This window comes from Paraburkholderia sp. AV2, assembly GCF_054968425.1.
On the sequence record NZ_JBANLK010000001.1, the window covers coordinates 100,519 to 125,481 of the forward strand.

Below are 24,963 nucleotides of genomic sequence, written 5' to 3' on the forward strand. Positions count from 1 at the left end.
AATGCACCTGGCCAGCATGCCGTCGGGCCCGCTCATGGCGAGCCGTACCGTCATACTTGCGCGCAAGTGTAGGCGATCAAATTAATTTCGGGGACATTTTTCAGATATTGGTGCGAGTACCAATAGGCTTTCTACAGGGATGCTTCGAGACCCTGAATAATTGAGTTCAAACCTTACACCGCAAGGGTGAGAGAAGATTTTTGCAATACTCTGGAAAGCTCTTCGGAAGCGTCGACGGGCTATTTTTGAGAATGATGGCGAAGCCGCCGAAGGGTGTTCGAAAGCGTCAACGTTTGCGCTCGCTGTCCATGTGCAAACCGCGTGCGGAGCGGGTCGATTCAATTAAGCATGCTATTAAACGTATGCGAACATATTGAATGGGAGAACCCGGCGCAGGAACGAGGCGCGCTGCAGGCTCAGGCAAGGGTGTGGCAAACTGGCCCCCCGAATTTCGCGGCAACGCGACCGACCAGGATCAGAAGGAGAGTAACGTGAGCGTTTCGACTCGTTGGATCGACATTCCCGCCGGCAACGACAGCTTCGGCGGCTATCTCGCGCGACCGAAGGGTGGCAAGGGCCCCGGCATCGTGATCATCCAGGAAATCTTTGGCGTCAACGACCATATCCGCGACGTGGTCGAGCAGTACGCGCTCGACGGCTACGTCGCCATCGCGCCGGATATCTTCTGGCGCACCCAGCCGCGCGTCGAACTCGACTACGTCGGCGCCGACCGCGACAAGGGCATCGAACTGCTGCAAAAGACCGACGTGAAGCTCGCCGTGCAGGACATCGCCGCAACGGCCGCGGCGTTGCGCGCCCTGCCCGAGTGCACGGGCAAGGTGGCGACGGTCGGCTACTGCTTCGGCGGCCGCCTGGCCTATCTCGCGGCGGCCGAAGGCTCGGTGGATGCAGCGGTCGCCTATTACGGCGGCGGCATCCAGAACGCGCTCGACCTCGCCGGCAAGGTGAAGGCGCCGATCCAGTTCCATTACGCCGAAAACGATCACGGCATTCCGCTCGACGCCGTGGGCCAGGTGCAAGCGGCCTTCGCGGGCCGCGACAACGCCGAATTCCATCTGTACCCGAACGCCGATCATGGCTTCAACTGCTCGGTGCGCGCGTCGTACAACCAGCACGCCTCCGGGCTTGCCCACGGACGCACGCTGACGTTCCTCGCCGAGCGTCTGTAAGCTGGCCTCTGCACCTTTGCCGGCCGCGCTGCCCGCTATCGCGGCGCGCTGCCGGCGTCACGGGCACGCGCCGCGGCCCGTCGCACGCCGCCCGCTGTCACCGCCGCGTCTCGTTTTTTCGAAAGCAGGAGACCCAGCCTTGCAGTCCGACTATCTGGAATACGACGCCATCGGCCTCGCCGAGCTCGTGAAGCGCAAGGAAGTGAGCGCACGCGAACTGCTCGATACCGCCATCGCGCGCGCGGAAGCCGTCAACCCCGCGATCAACGCGATCGTGCTCAAGGACTACGAGGCCGCGCGCCTGCGCACGCGCGCCATCGAGGCGAACGGCAACGGCGCCGATACGCTCGCCGACGGGCCGCTCGCAGGCGTGCCGTTTCTCGTAAAGGATCTCGGCGCGACCGTGGCCGGGCTGCGCCTGACCTACGGCAGCCGCCACTACCGGCACTACGTGCCTGCCGAAGACAGCCCGGTCGTCACGCGCATTCGCGCGGCGGGCCTCAACATTTTCGGCAAAACGAGCGCCTCGGAACTGGGCCAGATGCCCTACACCGAACCGGAACTGTTCGGTCCGTGCCGCAATCCGTGGAATCTCGACCACACGCCGGGCGGATCGAGCGGCGGCGCGGCAGCCTCGGTGGCCGCCGGCGTCGTGCCGCTCGCGCATGCCTCGGACGGCGGCGGCTCGATCCGCATTCCGGCTTCGTGCTGCGGCCTCTTCGGGTTGAAGCCGTCGCGCTCGCGCCAGGTGCCCACGAACGTAGCGCCGGCGCCGGGCGCGCTCGGCGTCGATCTGGCCGTTTCGCGCAGCGTGCGTGACAGCGCGCTGATGCTCGATCTCCTGGCGGGCGACCCCGAGCTCGCTCCCGGCGCGCCGGGCACGTTCCTCGCGGCCGCCCGCGAGCAGAACGGCTTCGCGAAGCCGCTGAACGTTGCGCTCATCACCGATCCGATGTTCGCCTTCGAGCTCTCGCCCGAAGTGCGCGCCGCCGTGGACGACGCCGCGACGCTCGTCGCTTCGCTCGGACATCGCGTGGAACCGGTGACGCTGCCGGTCGACTTCGCCGCTGCGCGCGAAGCGTTTCTGATGCTGTGGTCGGTCGTGGCGGAGCAGATGGTCCTCAAGGCCGACCAGATCACGGGCACGCGGCCGCGCCGCCAGGACTTCGAGATTGCGACGTGGGCGATGGCGCACATCGGCAGCAAGCTCGGCGAGCGCGAGCTGCCGGGCGCACTCGACGTGCAGCAGCGCATTACGACGCAGCTCGCCGACCTGATGACGCGCTACGACGTGATCCTCTGCGCGACGCTCGCCGCCGCGCCGGTGAAGATCGGCGAGCTGAAGCCGTCGCAAGCCGAGCGCCTGCAGATGCGCGCGGTCACGGCCATGCCCATGGAAGCGTTGATGAGAAAACTGCTGACGGAGGCGTCGAACAAGGCGTTCGCGTGGGCGGGAGGCACCGAGCTCTTCAACATGACGGGCCAGCCCGCGATGACGGTGCCGCTCTCGTGGAGCGCGCGCGGCTTGCCGATTGGCGTGCAGTTCGCGGCGCGCGAGGGCAATGATGCGCTGCTGGTGCGCCTTGCGGCGCAGCTCGAAGCGGCGCGTCCGTGGTTCGGGCGGCGCCCGCCGCTCCTTCAGGCGCGCAGCTAGCGCGCCGCGCGCTCAGTGACGCGTAGTGCCGCGCGCTGATGAAGCGCGGCACACAGTACCGCGGTACGATCGCGGCCGGTCAGGCCTTCTTGTTATAGGCGCTGCACCAGCCCTTGCCCGCCACCTCTTTGCCGCCGAACATCGGGCACGGCGCCCAGGCGTCGGCCGCCTTGCCCTGGTAGAACGTGCAGTTGCTGCAGTCCTGACCGGCGGCGTATTTCGCGAACTTCGCCTTGTCGACCTTGCTGGCGTCGGCCTTGTAGCCGAGCGCCTGGGCCGTGGGATCGGATTCGCTGGCCTTCGGGGCATCGGCGAATGCCTGGCGCGACAGCGCGACGGTGGCGGCAACACCCATGCTCGTGATCAGAAAGCTGCGGCGGGACGATTTCATAAGACTCACTCCACTCCAGTATGTAGGGCTAAACGCCGTTCTGACGACAGCGTCGCGCAAGCATAGCAACGAAGCACCGCGGAATTTCGTTGCAATTCCGGAGATAAGAGAGCCGTATCAATCGGGGATAAGAATCACTCCGCTCAAGCGGCTCCGGCCAGTTCGCACACGCGCTGGGCTATGGCGAGCGAAGCCGTCAGCCCCGGCGACTCGATGCCGAACAGGTTGACGAGACCGCGCACGCCGTGAGCGGCGGCGCCCTGGATCATGAAATCGGCGGCGGGCTCGCCGGGACCGGAGAGCTTGGGCCGGATGCCTGCGTAGGCCGGCTGCAGCGCGTCGTCGGGCAAGGCCGGCCAGTAGCTGCGGATCTGCGAGTAGAACGCATCGGCGCGATGCGGATCGACGTCGTAGTCGATCGAGTCGATCCATTCGACGTCCGGGCCGAAGCGCGCCTGGCCGCCCAGATCGAGTGTTAGATGGACGCCGAGCCCGGCCTCGTTCGGCATCGGATAGATGAGCCGCGAGAACGGCACGCGCCCCGACACGCTGAAGTAATTGCCGCGCGCGAGGTAAAGCGGCGGGACGTGGCGCGCGTCGAGCCCGCGAATGCGCCGCGCGAGCTTGTTGGCCGCGAGCCCCGCGCTGTTGACGACGCAAGCCGCGCGCAGCACCGTCGGCGCCTCGCCGCCCACCTTCACGACGAAGCCGTTCGCGGTCGCATCGATGGCCTCGACGGGCGACTTCAGCGCGATGACTGCGCCGTCGCGCTCGGCGTCGCCCTGCAGCGCGAGCATCAACTGGTGACTGTCCACGATGCCGGTCTGCGGCGAGTACACGGCCGCCACGCATTCGAGCGCCGGTTCGAGCGCCAGCGCCTCGGACCCGCTGATGCGCGTGAGGTCGAACACGCCGTTTTCCTTGCCGCGCGCGAGGATCGCCTCGAGTTGCGGAATCTGGTTGGGCGCCGTGGCGACCAGCAGCTTGCCGCAGCGCGCATGCGTGACGTTGCGCGAGGCGCAGTAGTCGTAAAGCATCTCGCGTCCGCGCACGCAGAGCGTGGCCTTGAGCGAGCCGCGCGGGTAGTAGAGCCCCGCGTGGATGACTTCGCTGTTGCGCGAACTCGTGCTGGTGCCGATGGCGTCGGCGGCTTCGAGCACGATGACCTCGCGTCCGCGCGCCGCGAGCGAGCGCGCAATCGCGAGCCCGACCACGCCCGCGCCGATGACTACACAGTCGATCTGATCCATGTCTGGGCGTCTGCCTCTGCGCCGACAGCCGGGATTCGGCCCGCGACGCAATCCTCTCGGTAGGGTTGATGGCGTGCGAAGCACACCGTCGCTTCAAGGAAATTGTACGCCCTGTGGCGACGCAGCAAAGATGGGACATGCGGCAAACGCGCGGCGCCGCACCGTGCGACGCCAACCGACCCTTAATTCGGCGCCGCCGAATGCTGTAAGCCCCGTCCCCACCCCGATAAACTGCAAGGGCTCGTTTTTTGCGAACCCGGTATAGGATCGGTGGTCAGACTGATCCAGTCTGTCCGTCGCGCTTCCGATGCGGCGGACGTGTAGGGAGTCATCGATATGACGTTGTGGAACCGCTGCCTCGCCGCCGCATTGCTGGCCGCCGCCTTCGGCACGGCCGCCGTGGGCGCACGGGCGCAGGACACCGGGCAACAGGCCGTCAAGTGGACGCTGCAGGTGATGCGCGACGGTCAGCAGATCGACGAATTCGACGGTACGACCACCGTAGGTCAGGCACACACCGATACGCACCATCACGCCGTCACGCACGACATCGGCTGCAAGGACCAGCCGGCCGGCAGCATCGACCTCGAGCGCACCGTGACCGTCTCGCCGCTGCGGGCGAATGCGAGCGACGCGATCCTGTCGATCGATGCGGAGGAAACCCTCGAATCCGACGACCGGCCCCAAACGGCCGAAGGCTGCAAGCTGCCGCCGCAGCCGCGCCAGGTCAACGCCAGCCATCCGGGGCTCGACGTTCCGGCGGGCCAAACGGTGACCTGGCAGATCGTGGACAAGGATCCATCGCTCGCCTACCGGATCAGCGCGAGCCTCGCGCCGCAGCCGTGAGCGGCGCGGCACCCAATAACTCGAAGAAGCACGACGAACCACCGCGAATAACCGCGAACGACCGCTGATGCGAAACCCCGAAGAACCGCTCATCGACACCGCCCACCGCAAGGACTTCGTCGCCGTGAGCTGGAACCTGCACAAGGGCCGCTCGCCGCTGGGCTTCCAGGCCTGGCAGGCCATGCGCCGCTGGGTGCAATCCACCCATGCCGACGCCTATTTCCTGCAGGAAGCCATGGCGCGACGCCTGCCGCAACCGGTGCTGACATCCACATTCGGCGCGCCGCTCGGCGATCCGCTCGAAGACGTCTGGCACTGCCAGGCCACCGAGATCGCGGACTCGCTCGAACTGCAGATCGCGCTCGGCACCAATGTGTTCAAGCCCTCGTGGCGTCACGGCAACGCCATCCTCTCGCCGCACCCGCTCGACCTGGGCGGGCGCTGGGACATCTCGGCGCACCGGTTCGAGCGCCGCGGCCTGCTGGTGGCGCGCGCGAGCGTGGCCGGAACCTCGGTCACGCTGCTGTGCGCGCACCTCGCGCTCACGCGCAGCGCACGGCTGCGCCAGATGAACTGGATCGCGCACTGGATCGCCAGGGAAGCGCCGCACGGCCCCCTCGTGCTCGCAGGTGACTTCAACGACTGGCGCAACGACTCCGTACCGCTCTTCGCGGAGCACGGCATGCAGGAGGTGGCGACGTTGCTGGGCGAGCCCGCGCGCACGTTCCCGGCGTTCTCGCCTGCGCTCGCGCTCGACAAGATGTTCGTGCGCGGCCTGCAGCCGGTCGAACTGATCCCGCCCGCGCAGGAAACCGCCTGGCTCTCCGATCACCTGCCCTACATGGCGCGGCTGCGGCTCGAATAGGCCGTCGGCGTCTCGCGCGAGAATCTCGAAGCGGCGCGCAGCAACGCGTTAAGATGGCGGGCCGCGCGCCGCGCATGGTGTTGCGCTCCTTCGAGTCGCTCAGGTCTCCTCATGCATTACGTCACCCTACTGCTCCAGATCGCCGCCGTTTATTCGCTCGCGCTCGTGAGTCCCGGCCCGAACTTTTTCATGGTCACCCAGCTTTCGCTCGCGGGACGGCGCGCGCTGGGCGTGACCTCGGCGTTCGGTGTGGGCGTCGGTTCCACCGCGTGGGCGGCGCTCGCCATGCTCGGTTTCGCCACCGTGCTCCAGCGCATCGACTGGGTCTACACCGGCGTGCGCGTCGCCGGTGCGCTCTACCTCGTCTGGTTCGGCATCAAGCTCGTGCGCTCGGGCGCGCGCCGCGACCTGGTGGCCGTGGCGCCGACGGCCGTCGAACCGCTGCCGCCCGCCGGACGCCACGAGTATTTCCGCACCTGGCGCGCCGGGCTTTTCACGTGCCTCACCAATCCGAAGAGCTGTGTCTTCTGGACCAGCATGTTCGCGGCGATGCTGCCCGCGCATCCGCCGCTGGGGTTCTACGGCGCCGTGCTGGCGACGGTGGCGGCCATGTCGTTCGGCTGGCACTGCGGCATCGCCTTCCTGTTCGCCGACGACCGCACCCAGCGCGGCTATCGCCGCGTGCGCCGCCCGATCGACGCGTTCTGCGGCGTGGCGCTGGTCGGCCTCGGCCTGAAGCTGGCCGCCGACCGCTAAGCGGGCTGGCGAAACCTGTAACGGCCCCGCCACCAGGGTCTATGCTGCGGTCCGCCAAGGCTTCCGGTATCATCTCGCAAATATTCGCGCGCGCGCCCGATTGAACCATCCGTCGACCGGACGAGCGCTGCAAGCGGCACACCGCCCGCTCTCGCGGGTTTGAGGCCTGATACCACCGGCCCATGCGCCGCCGTCATGGCCAATGCCAGCCTTGCCCGTTACGTCTGCCGTGCGGGCGCCAGCGTCCCGCCGCGCGCGGCTTTGCCGCTACAGCGCGAGGCGCGAGCCACTCCTCCCATTGGCGCCCCCCGCCCTCGCGGCGCGGTCGCGGTAAAATGGCGGACTGCGCCTCGTTTTGGTCTGGCGGCCTTTGTTTCGCACCATCAGGAACCATGAGCAAAAACACCGAAGAAACCGTTTTGAGCGTCCATCACTGGACCGACACGCTTTTCAGCTTCACCTGCACGCGCGACCCGGCCCTGCGTTTCGACAACGGCCAGTTCACGATGGTGGGCCTCGAAGTGGACGGCAAGCCGCTGATGCGCGCCTACTCGCTCGCCAGCGCCAACTACGAAGAGCACCTCGAATTCCTGAGCATCAAGGTGCCCGACGGCCCGCTCACGTCGCGCCTGCAGCACCTGAAAGTCGGCGACAAGGTTCTGATCGGCAAGAAACCCGTCGGCACGCTCGTGGCCGACAACCTGCTGCCCGGCAAGGTGCTGTGGCTGCTCTCGACCGGCACGGGTCTGGCGCCGTTCATGTCGATCATCAAGGATCCGGACATCTACGACCGCTACGACAAGATCGTCCTCACGCACACCTGCCGGTTCATCGACGAGCTCGCGTATAAGGAGTTCATCTCCGAAGAACTGCGCGAGCACGAGTACCTGGGCGAGATCGTCCGCGAAAAGCTGGTCTACTTCCCGACCGTCACGCGCGAAACCTTCGAGAACCGCGGCCGCATCACCGAGCTGATCGAAACGGGCAAGCTGTTCGAAGACCTCGACCTGCCGGCGTTCACGCCCGAGCGCGACCGCATCATGCTGTGCGGCAGCACGCACATGCTGCGCGACACCGTCGAGCTGCTCGAAAAGGCCGGCCTCACGGAAGGCAGCAACAACAAGCCGGGCCACTACGTCGTGGAAAAGGCCTTCGTCGGCTGATCCGCCGGCCCGTCCGGGCTTGACTCGAATGCCACGAAAGCCGGAGCCTCGCGCTCCGGCTTTTTTTCGCCCGTGCTGGCTGCCATGCGCTGCCGCCATGCGACGCGCCGACGGTTACATATTTCACAAAAATCAGGTAGCTTTTCTGTCAGCATTTTTCTGACAAATGCGGCCCGTGCGGGATCCCTGCGCCACCTCAAGCAGGCTCTAGATTTTTTGCGCCAAGCCTTGTCCAGCCTGAATTTTTTCTTTTTTTAAGATATTATCGCGGCGCAGCATTGGCCGTTTGCACGTCCCGATCAGGGACACAGCCAGGTTGTTACTGGATGTAAATTTCGTTACGCTGCGCCGTGCCGTTATCCGTCGCACCGGGACCCAGACTCCCGGGCATCCATGGCGCGGCAAACCGGTTCCAGAACGGGGGATGAATGGACACGTCGAATTTCGCGGCAGTGATCGCGCGTGCGCCTGATGCGTTGGCGTCAGGCGGCGATCCGTCGCCCGGCGGTCTGTCGCGCCCGTACGCGGCTCCCATGCCGCACCGGCCACGCCCCGCCGATGCAGCGCTTGCCGGCCTGAGCGAGATCGTCGGCCGGCAGGAGCAACTCGCGGCAGCCCGCACGATCCGCATCGAAGCCGACGAGGCCGCCCGCGAGCGTCTCGCCCGCGAGCTGCACGACAGCGTCGGCGCCGAGCTCGCCGCCACCCATTTCGCGCTCGCGAACGTCCACACCTGGCTGCCCGCCAATGCGCCGCCGCAGTGCGCCGAAGCGCTCGCGCTCGTCGCGCGTTCGCTCGAAACCGCCGGCGAGGCGCTGCGCCACGCGCTCGACGGGCTCGCCGCCCCGCAACTCGATGCCGGCCTCGTGCCGACGCTCGCCGAGTGGACGCGCGGCTTCGGCAAGCGCACGAACCTCGCCACGAGCTTCGTCTGCGCGGCCGACGTGCGGCTCGCGCGCCTGCCGGCCGAAGCGGCGCTCGCCGTGTTCCGCGTGGCCCAGGAGGCGCTCGCCAACGTCGCGCGGCATGCCCGCGCGACCCACGCCGACGTGCGCATCGACTGCAGCATGCGCGACCTGACACTCACCGTGAGCGACGACGGCATCGGCCTGCCGCGCAGCTCGACCGGCGTGCGGCGCGCCGGCAGCCGCCGCAGCCAGTACGGCCTGGCCGGCATGCGCGAGCGCTGCGCCGCCTTCGGCGGAACGCTGCGCACGAGCGCCCGCCATACCGGCGACGGCCAGCCCGGGACCGTCGTGCGCGCACGATTCGCCTGGGGCGCGCTCCTTGCGGCCCCAGCCTCCGATTTCGCTCCACCCCTCGTGAAAGGCGCTCTCTCATGAGCCATCGCATCCTGCTGGTCGACGACCACGCCGTCGTGCGCCAGGGCGTACGCCAGTTGCTGGTCGACCGGGGCATCGCAAGCGAAGTGATCGAGGCGCAGACCGGCGCCGAAGCCCTCGCCGCCATCGCGAAACACGCCTGCGATGTGGTGCTGCTCGACATCTCGCTGCCGGACATGAACGGCGTCGAGGTGCTCAAGCGCGCGAAACGCAAGGCGCCGCGCGTGCCGGTGCTGATGTTCTCGATGTACCGCGAGGACCAGTACGCCGTGCGCGCGCTGAAGGCCGGCGCCTCGGGCTACCTCTCGAAGACGGTGGACGCGGCGCAGATGATCGCCGCGATCCAGCAGGTAGCGAGCGGCCGCAAGTACGTGAGCCCGGCGATGGCTGAGGCGCTGGCCGATTACGTGCTCGTGGACGGCGAGCAGATGCCGCACGAAAAGCTCTCCGACCGCGAGTACCAGACGCTGTGCATGCTCGCCTCGGGCAAGCGGCTCACCGACATCGCGCGCACCCTCTCGCTTTCGGTGAAGACGGTGAGCGTGTACCGCACGCGCCTGCTCGAAAAGATGAACCTCACCAACAACGCCGAACTCACGTTCTACGTGATGAGCAACCGGCTCGTCGATCTCGCGCCGGCGGTAGGCGCGTAAGCCTCTCGCAAGGCGGACGGGCACCCTGCGGCGCTGGGGTGGCGTCTGGGTGGCGCCGGGTTGCACCTCGCGGGCACGGCAATGGCACTTAAGCGGCCTTCTCGCCATAAGCCCTTGATCTGGAAATGAGTTTTTCCGATTCCGCACGCTCGGGCAAGGATTGCGCGCGCTCGTCTTCGTTTGCGGCAGATTCGCCCGCGGCCCACGGGTTCTTCAGCCCAATTTCGCTGCTTTTTACCCCGCTTTTACCCCTTTCCTGCCCCAATCCGCCCGGTCTCGCTGTCCATATCCGCTAAAATTTCCGGTTTCACGATTTTCGGCGCGCCGGCCCCCACAGAGGCTGCGCCCAAACCAGGAGTTCCCCGCCAAATGTCCCTCTTTCGCAAGAAGAACGTCGAGCACATGCTGCAGGCGAGCGCCCAGGGCGCCGGCCTGAAGAAAGCACTCGGCGCACTGGACCTCACCTTCCTCGGCATCGGCGCGATCATCGGCACCGGCATTTTCGTCCTGACCGGCACGGGTGCCGTGCAGGCCGGCCCCGCCCTGATGGTGGCGTTCCTCATCGCCGCCGTGGCCTGCTGCTTCGCCGCCCTCGCCTATGCCGAGTTCGCCTCGACCATTCCCGTCGCCGGCTCGATCTACACGTATTCGTACGCGACGCTCGGCGAACTGGCCGCCTGGGTGATCGGCTGGGACCTCATGCTCGAGTACGGCCTCGCCACCTCGGCCGTCTCGGTGGGCTGGTCGGGCTATCTGCAATCGCTGCTCGCGGGCTTCGGGCTCAACCTGCCCGCCGCGCTTACCGCCGCGCCCGGCGCGGTGCCGGGCGTGCATACGCTCTTCAACCTGCCCGCGTTCCTCGTGATGATGGTGATCACGGCGCTCCTCTCCATCGGCGTGCGCGAATCCACCCGCATCAACAACATCATGGTCGCCATCAAGGTGACGGTCGTGCTGCTCGTGATCGCCGTCGGGGCGTTCCACGTCACGCCCGCCAACTGGCATCCGTTCATGCCCAACGGCTGGAACGGCGTGTTCGGCGCCGCCGCCGTGATGTTCTTCGCCTTCATCGGCTTCGATTCGGTCTCGTCCGCCGCCGAGGAAGTGAAGAATCCCAAGCGCGATCTGCCCGTCGGCATCATCGCCTCGCTCGCCGTGTGCGCCGTGCTCTACGTGGCCGTCGCCGCCGTCGTGACGGGCATCGTGCCGTCCGCGCAGTTCGCCAACATCGGGCACCCGGTCTCGTACGCGCTGCAGGTGGCCGGCGAAAAGTGGGTGGCCGGCTTCATCGACCTCGGCGCCGTGCTCGGCATGCTCACCGTGATCCTCGTGATGAGCTACGGCCAGACCCGCATCATCTTCGCGATGTCGCGCGACGGCCTCCTGCCCGCGGCGCTCTCGCGCGTGCATCCGCGCTACGCGACGCCCTTCCTCACCACCTGGCTCGTCGGCATCTTCTTCGGGCTGATCGGCGCGCTCGTGCCGCTCAACGTGCTTGCCGAGCTCATCAACATCGGCACGCTCGCGGCGTTCTCGATGGTCTCGATCGCCGTGCTGATCCTGCGCAAGACGCATCCGGACCTGCCGCGCGCGTTCCGCTGCCCGGGCGTGCCCGTGGTGCCCATCCTGGCCGTGGCCTCGTGCCTGTTCCTGATGATCAACCTGCAGCCGCTCACGTGGATCGCCTTCGTGGTCTGGCTCGTGATCGGCATGGTGATCTACTTCGGCTATTCGCGCCGTCATTCGCGGCTCGCGCACGAGACGCACGACTCACGCTGAGGCAGGCGGGGCAGCGCACGCTTCCCCGCTTCGCCGTTCGTCGCTCGCCGCTCGCCGTTCGCCGTTCGCCGTTCGCTGCCCGCCGCATTTCGCGGCGGCGCATCAAACGCACGAACAGGCTCGAACGGCCTGTCCCGTCCGGGACAGGCCGTTTTTCGTGCTCGCCCGGCGGTAAAAGCCCGCGCAGCGCAAACCGGCAATTTGTGCTTTACTGTCCGGGCGTCATCCCTTGGCATCACTGAAGAGCAACGCACCAGCCGGACCCTCGCCCCCACTCCTTCCGGGCCGCCCACTCCATACGGGTAGCCGCGCGCAGCACGCGCAACGGACGGCAGACAAGCAGACGGCATTTCGGGGCAACATGGTGTACGCGGGCCCAGGCCGGTCTCTATCCCATCGCTTTGCATGGGGCCGCACGAGGCGCTGAAGCGCCAGGTGCGGCCGACAAGGAGACAATCAATGGCGATCAGTATCCGCCTCACGGTCAACGGCGCACCCGTGACCGCCGAAATCGAACCCCACACGCTTCTGGTCCAGTTCCTGCGCGAGCAGCTACGTCTCACCGGCACGCACGTCGGCTGCGACACGGCGCAGTGCGGCGCCTGCACCGTCCATCTGAACGGCCGCGCGATCAAGTCGTGCAACCAGCTCGCCGTGCAATGCGACGGCATGGACGTCACCACCATCGAAGGCCTGGCGAAGAACGGCGAGCTGCATCCGATGCAGGCCGCGTTCCGCGAGTGCCATGGCCTGCAGTGCGGCTTCTGCACGCCGGGCATGGTGATGAGCGCAACGGCGCTCGCCATCGAGAACCCGGACCTCACCGAAGCCGACGTGCGCGCGGGCCTCGACGGCAATCTGTGCCGCTGTACGGGCTATCACAACATCGTGAAGGCGGTGCTCGCGGGCGCGGAAGGCATGCGCGCCGGCACGTCCGCCGCCGCTACGGTGTAAGGGGAGGCCGTCATGAACGCACCCGAACCGAACCGCCTGATCGGCGCCCCCGTCAAGCGCAAGGAAGACCAGCGCTTCCTCACCGGCGCCGGCCAGTACACCGACGACGTCGTCCTGCCCGCGCAAAGTTATGCCGTGTTCGTGCGCTCGCCGCATGCGCACGCACGCATCAAGCGCATCGACACGAGTGCCGCCAAGGCCGCGCCCGGCGTGGTGGCCGTCTTCACCGGCGCGGACCTCGCCGCCGAGAACGTGGGCGGCCTGCCGTGCGGCTGGCTGATCCACAGCATCGACGGCACGCCCATGCACGAGCCGCCGCATCCCGTGATCGCGCACGAGAAGGCGCGCCACGTGGGCGACCAGGTGGCGCTCGTGATCGCCGAATCGGTGAAGGCGGCAAAGGATGCCGCCGAGCTGGTCGAAGTCGACTACGAGGAGCTGCCCGCCGTCGTCGACACGGCCCACGCCGCCGACGCCGGCCAGGCCCTCGTGCACGACGGCGTGCCGAACAACACCTGCTACACGTGGGGCCACGGCGACAAGGCCGCCACCGACGCGGCGTTCGCCAGGGCGGCGCACGTCACGACGCTCGACATCGTGAATAACCGCCTCGTGCCGAACGCCATCGAGCCGCGCGCCGTGAACGCGAACTACTCGCTGCACGACGACAGCTACACCGTTTATGTGGCCAACCAGAACCCGCATGTCGAGCGGCTGCTCATGGCCGCGTTCGTGCTCGGGCTACCGGAAACTAAGCTGCGCATCGTGGCGCCGGACGTGGGCGGCGGCTTCGGCTCGAAGATCTTCCTCTACGCCGAGGACGTCGCGCTCACGTGGGCCGCGAAGAAGATCCGCCGTCCGGTGAAGTGGACGGCCGAGCGCAGCGAGTCGTTCGTCTCCGACGCCCACGGCCGCGACCACGTGACGAAGGCCGAGCTCGCGATGGACAAGGACGGCAAGTTCCTCGCCATGCGCGTGCACACGACCGCGAACATGGGCGCGTATCTCTCCACGTTCGCCTCCAGCGTGCCGACCATCCTCTACGCGACGCTGCTCGCGGGCCAATACACCACGCCCGCGATCTACGCCGAGGTGAAGGCCGTGTTCACGAACACCGTGCCCGTGGATGCGTATCGCGGCGCGGGCCGCCCCGAGGCGACCTACGTGGTCGAACGCCTTGTGGAAACGGCCGCGCGCGAAATGAAGCTCGATCCGGCCGAGATCCGCCGCCGCAACTTCATCACGTCGTTCCCGTACGCGACGCCCGTCGGCCTCACCTACGACACCGGCGACTACGAGGCCTGCCTCGGTCGCGCGCTCGAACTCGCCGACGTCAAGGGCTTTGCCGCCCGGCGCGACGCCTCGAAGCAGAACGGCAAGCTGCGCGGCCTTGGCTACTCGTGCTACATCGAGGCGTGCGGCCTTGCCCCGTCGAACGTCGCGGGCGCGCTAGGCGCGCGCGCCGGCCTCTTCGAAGCGGGCGAAGTGCGCGTGAATCCGACCGGCTCCGTTACCGTGTTCACAGGCTCGCACAGCCATGGCCAGGGCCACGAGACGACCTTCGCGCAGGTCGTGTCCGACCGGTTAGGCGTACCGATCGAGCAGATCGAGATCGTGCACGGCGACACGGCCCGCATTCCGTTCGGCATGGGCACGTATGGCTCGCGCTCGATCGCGGTGGGCGGCTCGGCCCTCATGAAAGCGCTCGACAAAATCGAGTCGAAGGCAAAGAAGATCGCCGCGCACATGCTCGAAGCCGGCGTGGAGGACATCGAGTTCGCGAACGGCGTCTTCCGCGTGGCGGGCACCGACCGCACGAAGGCCTTCGCGGAAATCGCGCTCTCGGCCTACGTGCCGCACAACTACCCGCTGGAAACGCTCGAACCGGGCCTCGACGAAAGCGCGTTCTACGACCCGACCAACTTCACCTATCCCTCGGGCGCGTACATCTGCGAGGTGGAAGTCGATCCCGAAACGGGCGTGACGAGCATCGAGCACTTCACCGCCGTGGACGACTTCGGCAACGTCATCAATCCGATGATCGTCGAAGGCCAGGTGCATGGCGGCCTGGGCCAGGGGATCGGCCAGGCGATGCTGGAGCAGTGCATCTACGACAACGAGACCGGCCAGTTGCTCTCGGGCTCGTATATGGACTACGCGATGCCCCATGCGTCCGACGTGCCCTCGTTCACCGTCGAAACCGCGAAGGGCACGCCGTGCACGCATAACCCGCTCGGCGTGAAAGGCTGCGGCGAGGCGGGCGCGATCGGCTCGCCGCCCGCCGTCATCAATGCGATCCTCGACGCGCTCGGTCCCCTCGGCGTGAAAGACCTGCAGATGCCGGCCACGCCGCATCGCGTGTGGTCGGCGATCCAGGCCGCCGGGGGTTCCGGCGCGGCTTCACAACCTTGAGCGGAGGCGCACCATGTATTCATTCGACTACCAGCGCGCGGACGACGCGCAAGGCGCCGTGAAGACGATCGCCGCCGACTCGGACGCCAAATACCTGGCCGGCGGCCAGAGCCTGCTCGCGGCGATGAAGCTGCGGCTCGCGCAGCCCTCCACGCTCGTGGACGTCACACGCATTCCCGACCTGAAGGCGCTCTTCGTGGACGGCAAGGTCGTGAAGGTGGGCGCAGCGGTGTGCCATGCGGACGTCGCCGAAAGCGCGCAGGTCCAGAACGCGCTGCCCGCGCTCGCGCAGCTCGCGGGCGGCATCGGCGATCGCCAGGTGCGTGCGCTCGGCACGATAGGCGGCTCGCTCGCGAACAACGACCCCGCAGCCGACTATCCGGCCGCCGTGCTCGCGCTGAACGCGACTGTCGTCACCGACCGCCGCCGCATCGCCGCCGACGACTTCTTCCTCGGCATGTACGAGACGGCGCTGGAACCCGACGAGCTGATCGTGGCCGTGGAGTTTCCCGTTCCCGAGCGGGCGGCCTACGAGAAGTTCAAGAACCCGGCCTCGCATTTCGCGCTGACCGGCGTGTTCGTCGCGCAGTTCGCCAATGGCGCGGCAGGCGGACCCGTGCGCGTGGCCGTCACGGGCGCGGCGCCTTCGGTGTTCCGTGCGGACGCGCTCGAACAGGCGCTCGCGGCGAACTTCACGCCCGCCGCCGCGCGCGCCGTGACCGTGGCCGCCGACGACCTGAACACGGACCTCCACGCCAGCGCCGCCTATCGCGCGCACCTGATTCCGGTGCTCGCGGGGCGCGCGGTGACCGAGGCCATCGGCTAGGTCCGCCATCGGGGCACGCTCGCGCGCGCAGCCTGCTGCCCGCGGGAGCGTGCCCGCTTACGCTTTTCAGGCACGCCATGCAACCGGCCTCGATCGACGACACCCAGGCGCAACTCCAGACGCGCGGCTATTTCGCGAGCCGCGAGCTGGCGACCGCCCTCTTTCTCGCGCTGCGCATGCAGCGTCCGCTGTTCCTCGAGGGCGAGCCCGGCGTGGGCAAAACGGAGCTCGCCAAGTCCGCCGCCGCGATGCTCGGCACGACGCTGCTGCGGCTGCAGTGCTACGAAGGGCTCGACACCGCGAGCGCGCTCTACGAATGGGACTATCCGCGCCAGATCATGGCGCTGCGTCTTGCGGAAGCGGCCGGCGAAAAGCCGCGCAACGACACGCTCTACCGCGACGAATTCCTGCTCAAGCGGCCGCTGCTGCAGGCGTTGCAGCCCGACCCGCAGAACCCTGCGGCGCGGCGCGTGCTGCTGATCGACGAAATCGACCGCGCGGACGAACCGTTCGAAGCCTTCCTGCTGGAGCTTCTTTCGGACTTCCAGGTATCGATCCCCGAGTACGGTACGGTGCGCGCCCACGAACCGCCGCTCGTTGTCATCACCTCGAACCGCACGCGAGAAGTGCACGACGCGCTCAAGCGCCGCTGCCTCTATCAATGGCTCGGCTATCCGGACCGCGAGCGCGAGCTGGCGATCGTGGCGGCGCGCGCGCCCGAAACCTCCGAAGCGCTGCAGCGCCGCGCGGTGGCCTTCGTGCACCGGCTGCGCACGATGGATCTCTTCAAGGCCCCGGGCATTGCGGAAACCATCGACTGGTGCCGCGCGCTGGAGGCACTCGCGGTGACCGAACTCGATCCCCAGTCGGTGCAGGACACGCTGGGCGTCCTGCTCAAGTATCAGGACGACCTCGCACAACTGGACCCGCAGCGCATCGCCGAGGCGCTCGCGGTGGCGGAATAGATCGATGGACACCACGCCTCCCATGCTCGCGCGCAACGTCGTGCACTTCGTGCGCGTGCTGCGCGGCGCGGGCTTGCCGATGTCGCCCGCCCAGGCTGCCGACGCGCTCGAAGCGCTGAGCCTGATCGATCTCGCGCGCCGCGACGACGTGCGGGCCGCGCTGGCCGCCTTGCTCACGGCGGCGCCCGACGAGCGCGAGATCTTCGACGCCGCCTTCGAGCTGTTCTGGCGCGACCCCGACTGGGAGAGCAAGCTGCGCGCCCTGCTGCTGCCGAAGGTGCAGGGCGGCCTGCCGCCGCCGCGCCGCAACAACCGTCTCGCGGAGGCGCTCGCGGCCCGCGCCGCCGCGCCGCGCGGCGCGCCCCCCGCGCGCGACGAGCACAAAGAACACGAATTGCGCGCCCACGCGAGCTTCAGCGCCGAGGAACGCCTGCGCCATCGGGACTTCGAAACGCTCACCGCCGACGAATGGAGCACGCTGCGCCACCTGATCCGCGCGCGCCGCCTGCCGCTCGCGACCGAGCGCACGCGGCGGCTCAAGGCCGCCTCGCACGGCACGCACGCCGATCTGCGCGCGAGCGCGCGCCACGCCGTGCGCGCGGGCGGCGACTGGACCGTGTGGAAATACCGCGCCCCCGTCGAGCGCAAGCCGCCGCTCGTGCTGATGCTCGATATCAGCGGATCGATGAGTGCATATTCGCGCGCGGTGCTTTACTTCTGTCACGCGTTACTGCATTCTCGCGAGCGCCTTCAGGTCTTCCTGTTCGGCACGCGCCTCACGCACGCCACGCGCGCCCTGCGCGAACGCGACCCCGACATCGCGCTCGCGCAGCTCGCCACGCAGGTGGCGGACTGGTCGGGCGGCACGCGCATTGGCGCGACGCTCGGCGAGTTCAATCGCCGCTGGGCGCGCCGTATGCTCGGCGGAAGAGCCACCGTGCTGATCGTCACCGACGGACTCGATCACGAAGCAAGCGAGACGCTCGCCGCCGAAATGGCGCGCCTGCATCGCTTCGCGCATCGCGTGGTGTGGCTCAATCCGCTCCTGCGCTACTGCGACTTCGCGCCGAAGGCGCGCGGCGTGCAGGCGATGCTGCCGCACGTGGACGCCCACTACCCGGTCCACAACCTCGATTGCCTCGAAGCGTTCGGGCGCAGTCTGAGCGAAGCGCCGTTCGCCGCGCGCATGCCGCAGCGAACGTCACCAGAAGGAGGAACACGATGGAGCTGACCGAAAGCCACTCGCTGCCGGTACCGCAGCAGCGAGCGTGGGAAGCGCTCAACGACACGGCGATACTCAAGGCCTGCATTCCGGGCTGCGAGAGCATCGAGCCCGAAGGCGAATCCGCCTACGCCGTCGCGCTGACCGCCGTCGTGGGCCCGGTGAAGGCGCGCTTCAAAGGGCGCATGGAACTGACCGATATCGACGCGCCGAGAAGCTACACGATCCAGTTCGAAGGCCAGGGCGGCGCAGCGGGCTTCGGCAAGGGCAGCGCGCAGGTGAAACTCGAGCCGGAAGGCGAGAACGCCACGACGCTCACCTACACCGCGAACGCGCAAGTGGGCGGCAAGCTCGCGCAGATCGGTTCGCGGCTCGTGGACGGCGCCGCGCGCAAGATTGCGGCAGAATTTTTCAAACGCTTCGGCGAGCAGTTGGGCGGCGGTCCGGCCGCCGCCGAGGAAAGTGAAGAACCCGAAGCGGTTCAAGCAAGAAACGAAGCAGGAAGCGAAGTGGACAGTGAAAACGCCGCCGAAGACGCATCGGACGACGACGGAAAAAAGAGGAAACGATCATGGACAGCGTGGATCTCGAGGTCCTGAAGTCCAGCGTACGCTGGCTGGAAGAAGGGCACCGCGCCCTGCTGGTGACGGTGGTGAAGACGTGGGGCTCGTCGCCGCGTCCCGAGGGCGCGATGCTCGTGGTGCGCGACGACGGGCTCGTGGTGGGCTCGGTCTCGGGCGGCTGCATCGAGGACGACCTGATCGACCGCGTACGCCGCGAAGGCATCGGCATCGACAAACCCGAAGCCGTGAAATACGGCATCACGGCCGAAGAAGCACATCGTTTCGGACTGCCATGCGGCGGCACGATCCAGCTCGTGCTGGAGCCGCTTGGCGAGGCAAGCGGCATCGGCGCGCTGCTCGCAGCCGTGGAGCGCGGCGAACTCGTAGCGCGCACGCTCGCCATGGCGAGCGGCGAGGCCTCGCTCGGCCCCGCCAGCGCGACGGACGGCGTCTATTTCGACGACGCGCAACTGCTTACCATCCACGGGCCTCGCTACCGCATGCTCGTCATCGGCGCGGGGCAGCTCTCGCGCTACCTGTGCCAGATTGCCGTCGGGCTCGACTATCAGGTGACGGTGTGCGATCCGCGCGAGGAGTACACCGACACCTGGGATGTGCCGGGCACGGCGCTCGTGCGCACCATGCCCGACGACACGGTTCTGGAGATGAAGCTGGACGAACGCTGCGCCGTGATCGCGCTCACGCACGATCCGAAGCTCGACGACCTCGCGCTGATGGAAGCGCTCAAGACACCCGCGTTCTACGTCGGCGCGCTAGGTTCGCGGCGCAACAATGCGGCACGGCGCGAGCGGCTCAAGGAGTTCGATCTGAGCGAGGCGGAGCTTGCGCGGCTGCACGGGCCGGTCGGCATTTACATCGGCAGCCGCACGCCGCCCGAAATCGCCGTGTCGATTCTCGCCGAGGTGACTGCGGCAAAGAACGGTGTCTCGCTGCCCACCATCCTCCAGGTTGAAGGCGCGAAAGCCGCGCGCGAGATCGCGGCCGGCGCCGGGTCGGCCTGTCACGTTTGAGCGTGTTTGAGCGCGCTTGAACGGTTCCAGCGGGCCCCGACTCTCGTCGGCGGCCCGCGTCGCCGCCTGACTGACGCGGCGGCGAATTGCCGTCTCCGGCCTAGCCGAACAGCTTCATCGCCTGGGTGAGCGTACTGGTCACGCCCCATGCGAGCGGCACCAGCACATAAAACCAGAAGATAGCCATCAGCAGCTTGTTCGAGGATTTCGTGGCAACGGTCGTGCTCATTGTTCGAGACTCCTTAGTTTCCGGCCGCGAGTTGCGACTCGCTCATGTGATGCTTCTCGTGCACGCGCGTGACGAGCAGATTGCAGACGAAACCGACCACCAGCAGCACCGCCATGATGTGTACGGTCATCGTGTAGGCGTCGGCCTTCGCGACGCCATGCGCCACCTGGTAGGCGCGCACGTAGTTGACGAGGACCGGCCCCGCGACGCCGGCCGCGGCCCATGCGGTCAGCAGGCGCCCATGGATGCCGCCGACGAACGCCGTGCCGAACATGTCCGCGAGATAGGCAGGCACGGTCGAAAAGCCGCCGCCGTACATCGAAAGGATCACGCAGTACGCAAGCACGAACAGCACGATGTTGCCGCTCTGCGCGAACTGCGGCACCGCGTAATAGAGCACCGCGCCCAGCACGAAGAATATGTAATAGGTGGTCTTGCGCCCCACCCAGTCCGAAGCCGAGGCCCACACGAAGCGCCCGCCCATGTTGAAGAGCGAGAGCAGGCCCACGAAGCCCGCCGCTGCGGCCGCGCTCACGGTTCCCTTGAAGCTCTCCTGGATCATCACCGAAGCCTGCCCCAGGATGCCGATGCCGGCCGTCACGTTGAGAAACAGCACGAGCCAGATCAGGTAGAACTGCGGCGTCTTGAGCGCGCGGTCGATATGGACGTGCGCACGCGAAACGAGCCTGGCCGTGGTCGCGGGCGGCGTCCAGCCTTCGGGCTTCCAGCCGGGCGGCGGCACGCGGATCGCGAGCGAGCCGATCGACATCGAGATGAAGTACGCCACGCCGAGCACGACGAAGGTCTGCGCAACGCCCATGCTCGTGTCGCTTGCGAAATGCTTCATCAGCATGACGGAGAGCGGCGCCGCGATCATCGCGCCGCCGCCGAAACCCATGATCGCGAGGCCCGTGGCCATGCCGCGGCGATCCGGAAACCAGCGGATCAGCGTCGAAACGGGCGAGACGTAGCCGAGCCCGAGCCCGATGCCGCCGATCACGCCATAGCCCAGATACAGCATCCAGATTTCGTGCAGCCACACGCCGAGCGCCGAAACGAGAAAGCCGCCGCCGAAGCAGCAGGCCGCCGTGAACATCGTGCGGCGCGGGCCGACGCGTTCGAGCCACTTGCCGCCGAACGCCGCCGACAGCCCGAGGCACACGATGGCGAGCGAGAAGATCCAGCCGAGCGTGGTGAGCGACCAGTCGTCGGGCGCCGACTGCGTGATGCCGATCACTTTCGTGAGCGGCGCATTGAATACCGAGAAGGCGTACGCCTCGCCGATGCACAGATGCACGGCAAGCGCGGCGGGCGGCACCATCCAGCGCGAAAAGCCCGGCGGCGCGATCGTGGCCTCCTTCGAAAAGAAAGGTGGGGCACCGCGCGTCGAATCCGCAACGCTGCTCATGTTGGTCTCCTGTTCTGGGGCATCTGGGTACATGCGTGTGGGTACATCAAGCTGCGCACCCCACCAGGCTGGATGTACGGTGCGCTTAAATGTCGCAGAGCGACTGCCCGGAACCTTAGTCCCCACCGCCGGCGTTGGCAATATGAGACATCTATGCATATGGGATGCCCCCAGGTCCCCGAGTCCCCGCTCGGGCCCGGCAACCAGGCCGCGAGCGCCTGTCCGCACCATTACATGATCGAAAGGAGTCCCCATTGGATGCGCCCGGAACACGACCTCCGGCATTGTGCGGGGCTCCCGCTTGACAAGCGCATCGCGTGACTTTTAAGTGGGAACGTTGCGTTCGACAGCCGTGCCCCCCACACACCCGTTGCCAACCGCACGAGCACTTCCATGCGCCTCGCTCACCTGATCGCGCTATGCCTCGCCCTTGCCGGCGCGACCGCGCACGCGACCCATGCGGCCAATGCGGCGCTGCCCGACGACGCCTCGCAGGCGCCCTATACCAACGAGTCGGAGACGCAGACCTACACCGTCAACAAGGACGGTTCGTTCATCAAGCTCGACAAGCTCACGCTGCGCGTGAACACGGAAGCGGGCGTCGAGCGCGCCGGCCAGTACTACATCTGGTTCAACCGCGAGATGGCCGACGTCGAGGTGCTGGACGCCTGGACCGAGGATGCCCAAGGGGGCCGCCACGACGTGCAGCCCGGCCAGATCCGCGATGTCCAGGAAGTGCGTTCGTTCGACGCGCCGATGTTCCAGGACGTGGAGGACAAGGTCATCGTGTTCCCGGCCGTCGAGCCCGGCGCCCGCGTGCACCTCACCTATCGCAAGACGCAGCGCACGCCGGTCGTGGCAGGCTGGTTCAGCGACTTCACGCCGCCCGACCTCGCGCCCACACACGACTTCCGCGTGATCTACGACATGCCCGCCTCGGAGCCGCTCTACGCCGACGCACGCGGCTTCACGGCGCTGCCGCCGCGAACCTCGGGCGACCGCACGCGCTACGAATTCCGCTACGACAAGGCGAATTTCGGGCGCCTCGAATATGGTTCGGTTTCCTACGTTAGCTATGGCGACCGGCTCATGGTCTCGACCTTTCCCGACTATGCGGCGTTTGCGGCGGTATATCGCGAGTCGGCGGCGGACCCGAGCGCGCGCGATCCGTCGCTCGTCGCATTTGCGAAGCACCTCACCGAACACGATGCGACACCGCGGGCGAAGGCGCAGACGCTCTACGACTGGGTGCGCCGCAATATCCGCTACGTGGCGATCAATATCGGACGCGGCGAGATCGTGCCGCACCGCGCCACGGACATCCTCGCCAACCGCTACGGCGACTGCAAGGACCATGTGGCGCTCTACGGCGCGCTGCTGGCGGCGGTGGACGTGAAGAGCGAGCCCGCATTGGTCAATAGCGGCACGGTCTACACGCTGCCCGACGTACCGGGCTTCGGCGTGATCAATCACGTCATCACGTGGCTGCCCGACCTGCAGTTGTTCGCCGATTCCACCGCGAACAACATCGAGTTCGGCTTCTTGCCCTCCACCGACATGGACCGCGTGGCGGTGCTCGCGGGCGACGGCACGCGCGTACGCACGCCCGCCACGGCTTCGACGACGCGCGAGAGCGACCTCGACATCACCGTCGCGCCCGACGGCTCCGCGCACTTCGTGTTCCGCCTGCAGGCGAACGGCTGGGCCGCCGAGCAGACGCGCAGCGTGCTGCGCCTGCAAACCCCCGCCCAGCGCGAAGAATCGCTGCAGTGGGAGTTGCACAACGCGAACCTGCGCGGCACAGCAACGATCGCGACAAGCCCGCTCGAAGCGACGAGCGGTCCTCTCGTGCTCATGCTCACGGGCCAGTTGGACGGCTTCGTCGACCCGGAGATGACCACGCCCGTCCCGGCGCTCACGAGCTTCGTGGGCGGACTCGATGCGAACCTGCGCTACTGGCTGGACGAGCCGCGCCGCACGCAGCCGTTCGTATGCCGCAACTTCGTGGCCACCGAGCGCGCGCGCATCGCGCTGCCAGCGAGCATGCGCGTGCTGGACGTGCCCACGCCGCAGCACGCCGGGGATGCCTATGTCGAATTCAGTTCGGAGTACACACTCGATCCGGCAACGAACGTGCTGCGCGTCACGCGCACGGGGCGCACGCATTTTGCGAGCGACGTCTGCACGCCCGACGAATTTGCGCAAATGCGCCCGGCGTTCGAAACGATGTCGCGCGACCTGCGCGCGCAGTGGATCATCAAGCCGGTAACGAACGCCGCCGCCGCGAGCGGGCAGCCGGTGCACGCGGCGAGCGCGCAATGAGAGGACCTGTGACGCGACAAGCGGCCGGCAGGAACCTCACACCGGCCAGAGCGGCCCTTCCTGCATCGCGCCGATCTGTTCGCGCAACTCGAGAATGCGCTCTTCCCAGTAGCGTTGTGTGTTGAACCACGGGAAGGCGGCGGGGAACGCCGGGTCGTGCCAGCGCCGCGCAAGCCATGCCGAGTAATGAAGGAGCCGCAGCGTGCGCAGCGCCTCGACCAGGTGCAGTTCGCGAGGCTCGAATTCCGCGAAGTCCTCATAGCCCGCGAGCAGGTCCGCGAGCGCGCGCGACGCACCCGCGCGATCGCCCGGCAGCAGCAGCCACAAATCCTGGATAGCGGGACCCATCCGGCTGTCGTCGAAATCGACGAAGTGCGGCCCGGCATCGGTCCACAGCACATTGCTCGGGTGGCAATCGCCGTGCAGACGCAGCGAGCGCACGTCGCCCGCGCGCTCGAACGCGGCCTCGACGCCCTCCAGCGCGAGATTCGCGGCCGCCTCCCAGGCGCCGCGCACGTCGGCGGGCACGAAGCCGTGCCCGATCAGATAGTCGCGCGGTTCGTAACCGAAGGCCTGGATGTCGAGCGTGGGCCGCGCACGGTACGGCGTGAGCGCGCCCACCGCATGAATGCGGCCGATGAAGCGGCCGAGCCATTCGAGCGTCTCGCTGCGGTCCAGATCGGGCGCGCGGCCGCCACGCCGCTCGAACAGGGCGAAACGAAAGCCCTCGAAGCCGTGCAGCGTGCGGTCCTCGAACGTGAGCGCGGGCACGGCCGGAATCTCGCGCGCAGCGAGTTCGGCAACGAAGGCATGCTCTTCGAGGATCGCCTCGTCCGACCAGCGCTCGGGACGATAGAACTTCGCGACGAGCGGCGACTCGTCCTCCACGCCCACCTGGTAGACGCGGTTCTCGTAGCTGTTGAGCGCGAGCATGCGGCCGTCCGTGCGGCGGCCGGCGGGCATCAGCACGCTATCGACGGCGTCGAGTACGCACTCGGGCGTGAGGCGCGCGTAGGGTGCGGACGGGGAAGCCGACGACGCGGGCGTGTCGTCGGGGAAAGGAGGCTGGGAAGAGGGATCGTGAGTCATACCCGCAATTGTGCCTTCTGCGGGCCGACTGGGCGAGTGACGCGATCGGCGA

The 24,963-nt window shown here is 67.5% G+C and carries 22 protein-coding genes; 17 read left to right on the forward strand and 5 right to left on the reverse strand.

Annotated features, from left to right (window positions below; all coding sequences use genetic code 11):
- The first annotated feature begins 491 nt into the window (after window positions 1-491).
- Together V8683_RS00500 and V8683_RS00505 are read left to right on the forward strand one after the other, a co-directional pair.
- The gene (locus V8683_RS00500; RefSeq protein ID WP_411187613.1) at window positions 492-1,190 is read left to right on the forward strand and encodes a dienelactone hydrolase family protein; all 699 of its coding nucleotides are present in this window, start codon (window positions 492-494) and stop codon (window positions 1,188-1,190) included.
- Between the two features lie 139 nt (window positions 1,191-1,329).
- Window positions 1,330-2,844 (forward strand): amidase, encoded by a 1,515-nt coding sequence (locus V8683_RS00505; protein WP_411187615.1) that lies wholly within the window; start codon window positions 1,330-1,332, stop codon window positions 2,842-2,844.
- Window positions 2,845-2,923: 79 nt separating this feature from the next.
- Here the strand turns inward: V8683_RS00505 and V8683_RS00510 are convergent, their stop codons facing one another.
- The gene (locus tag V8683_RS00510) at window positions 2,924-3,235 is read right to left on the reverse strand and encodes a high-potential iron-sulfur protein (protein WP_411187617.1); all 312 of its coding nucleotides are present in this window, start codon (window positions 3,233-3,235) and stop codon (window positions 2,924-2,926) included.
- A 143-nt stretch (window positions 3,236-3,378) separates the two neighbouring features.
- Window positions 3,379-4,485, reverse strand: coding sequence for an NAD(P)/FAD-dependent oxidoreductase (locus V8683_RS00515; RefSeq protein ID WP_411187619.1), 1,107 nt, complete (start codon window positions 4,483-4,485; stop codon window positions 3,379-3,381).
- 342 nt (window positions 4,486-4,827) lie between these two features.
- On the opposite strand from V8683_RS00515, the gene V8683_RS00520 reads away from it, so the two are divergent.
- From V8683_RS00520 to V8683_RS00585, 14 genes are all read left to right on the forward strand, one after another.
- Window positions 4,828-5,331: a hypothetical protein gene (locus V8683_RS00520; RefSeq protein WP_411190461.1), complete on the forward strand. Its 504-nt coding sequence runs from the start codon at window positions 4,828-4,830 to the stop codon at window positions 5,329-5,331.
- Window positions 5,332-5,398: 67 nt separating this feature from the next.
- Window positions 5,399-6,196 carry an endonuclease/exonuclease/phosphatase family protein gene (locus V8683_RS00525; protein ID WP_411187621.1) on the forward strand — a complete coding sequence of 266 codons (798 nt, stop codon included), beginning with the start codon at window positions 5,399-5,401 and terminating at the stop codon, window positions 6,194-6,196.
- A 111-nt stretch (window positions 6,197-6,307) separates the two neighbouring features.
- The gene (locus V8683_RS00530) at window positions 6,308-6,952 is read left to right on the forward strand and encodes a LysE family translocator (protein WP_411187623.1); all 645 of its coding nucleotides are present in this window, start codon (window positions 6,308-6,310) and stop codon (window positions 6,950-6,952) included.
- Between the two features lie 392 nt (window positions 6,953-7,344).
- Window positions 7,345-8,115 carry a ferredoxin--NADP reductase gene (locus V8683_RS00535; protein WP_411187625.1) on the forward strand — a complete coding sequence of 257 codons (771 nt, stop codon included), beginning with the start codon at window positions 7,345-7,347 and terminating at the stop codon, window positions 8,113-8,115.
- Between the two features lie 428 nt (window positions 8,116-8,543).
- Window positions 8,544-9,458 (forward strand): sensor histidine kinase, encoded by a 915-nt coding sequence (locus V8683_RS00540; RefSeq protein ID WP_411187627.1) that lies wholly within the window; start codon window positions 8,544-8,546, stop codon window positions 9,456-9,458.
- Window positions 9,455-10,111, forward strand: coding sequence for a response regulator transcription factor RqpR (gene rqpR / locus V8683_RS00545; RefSeq protein ID WP_411187629.1), 657 nt, complete (start codon window positions 9,455-9,457; stop codon window positions 10,109-10,111). The genes V8683_RS00540 and rqpR overlap by 4 nt, the downstream gene beginning before the upstream one ends.
- 369 nt (window positions 10,112-10,480) lie before the next feature.
- Complete coding sequence (locus V8683_RS00550) at window positions 10,481-11,890, forward strand: amino acid permease (RefSeq protein ID WP_411187631.1); 1,410 nt, start codon at window positions 10,481-10,483, stop codon at window positions 11,888-11,890.
- Between the two features lie 459 nt (window positions 11,891-12,349).
- Complete coding sequence (locus V8683_RS00555; protein ID WP_411187633.1) at window positions 12,350-12,844, forward strand: (2Fe-2S)-binding protein; 495 nt, start codon at window positions 12,350-12,352, stop codon at window positions 12,842-12,844.
- A 12-nt stretch (window positions 12,845-12,856) separates the two neighbouring features.
- Complete coding sequence (locus V8683_RS00560; RefSeq protein WP_411187635.1) at window positions 12,857-15,256, forward strand: xanthine dehydrogenase family protein molybdopterin-binding subunit; 2,400 nt, start codon at window positions 12,857-12,859, stop codon at window positions 15,254-15,256.
- Window positions 15,257-15,269: 13 nt separating this feature from the next.
- Window positions 15,270-16,082, forward strand: coding sequence for an FAD binding domain-containing protein (locus V8683_RS00565; protein WP_411187637.1), 813 nt, complete (start codon window positions 15,270-15,272; stop codon window positions 16,080-16,082).
- Window positions 16,083-16,159: 77 nt separating this feature from the next.
- On the forward strand, window positions 16,160-17,047 hold the full coding sequence (locus tag V8683_RS00570; protein WP_411187639.1) for an AAA family ATPase: 888 nt from the start codon (window positions 16,160-16,162) through the stop codon (window positions 17,045-17,047).
- Between the two features lie 4 nt (window positions 17,048-17,051).
- On the forward strand, window positions 17,052-18,278 hold the full coding sequence (locus V8683_RS00575) for a vWA domain-containing protein (RefSeq protein ID WP_411187641.1): 1,227 nt from the start codon (window positions 17,052-17,054) through the stop codon (window positions 18,276-18,278).
- The gene (locus tag V8683_RS00580; RefSeq protein WP_411187643.1) at window positions 18,269-18,868 is read left to right on the forward strand and encodes a CoxG family protein; all 600 of its coding nucleotides are present in this window, start codon (window positions 18,269-18,271) and stop codon (window positions 18,866-18,868) included. Before V8683_RS00575 ends, V8683_RS00580 begins: the two co-directional genes overlap by 10 nt.
- A complete protein-coding gene (locus tag V8683_RS00585) occupies window positions 18,841-19,863 on the forward strand; it encodes an XdhC family protein (protein ID WP_411187645.1) in 1,023 nt (340 codons plus the stop codon). Before V8683_RS00580 ends, V8683_RS00585 begins: the two co-directional genes overlap by 28 nt.
- Window positions 19,864-19,963: 100 nt before the next feature.
- On the opposite strand, the gene V8683_RS00590 is transcribed toward V8683_RS00585, so the two are convergent.
- Window positions 19,964-20,092: an MFS transporter small subunit gene (locus V8683_RS00590; RefSeq protein WP_411187647.1), complete on the reverse strand. Its 129-nt coding sequence runs from the start codon at window positions 20,090-20,092 to the stop codon at window positions 19,964-19,966.
- 13 nt (window positions 20,093-20,105) lie between these two features.
- Window positions 20,106-21,500 (reverse strand): L-lactate MFS transporter, encoded by a 1,395-nt coding sequence (locus V8683_RS00595; protein WP_411187649.1) that lies wholly within the window; start codon window positions 21,498-21,500, stop codon window positions 20,106-20,108.
- 393 nt (window positions 21,501-21,893) lie between these two features.
- Here V8683_RS00595 and V8683_RS00600 point away from each other — a divergent pair, with 393 nt between their 5' ends.
- Window positions 21,894-23,822 carry a DUF3857 domain-containing transglutaminase family protein gene (locus tag V8683_RS00600; RefSeq protein ID WP_411187651.1) on the forward strand — a complete coding sequence of 643 codons (1,929 nt, stop codon included), beginning with the start codon at window positions 21,894-21,896 and terminating at the stop codon, window positions 23,820-23,822.
- A 36-nt stretch (window positions 23,823-23,858) separates the two neighbouring features.
- Here V8683_RS00600 and V8683_RS00605 read toward each other — a convergent pair whose 3' ends face one another.
- Complete coding sequence (locus V8683_RS00605) at window positions 23,859-24,911, reverse strand: serine/threonine protein kinase (RefSeq protein ID WP_411187653.1); 1,053 nt, start codon at window positions 24,909-24,911, stop codon at window positions 23,859-23,861.
- Between the last annotated feature and the right edge of the window lie 52 nt (window positions 24,912-24,963).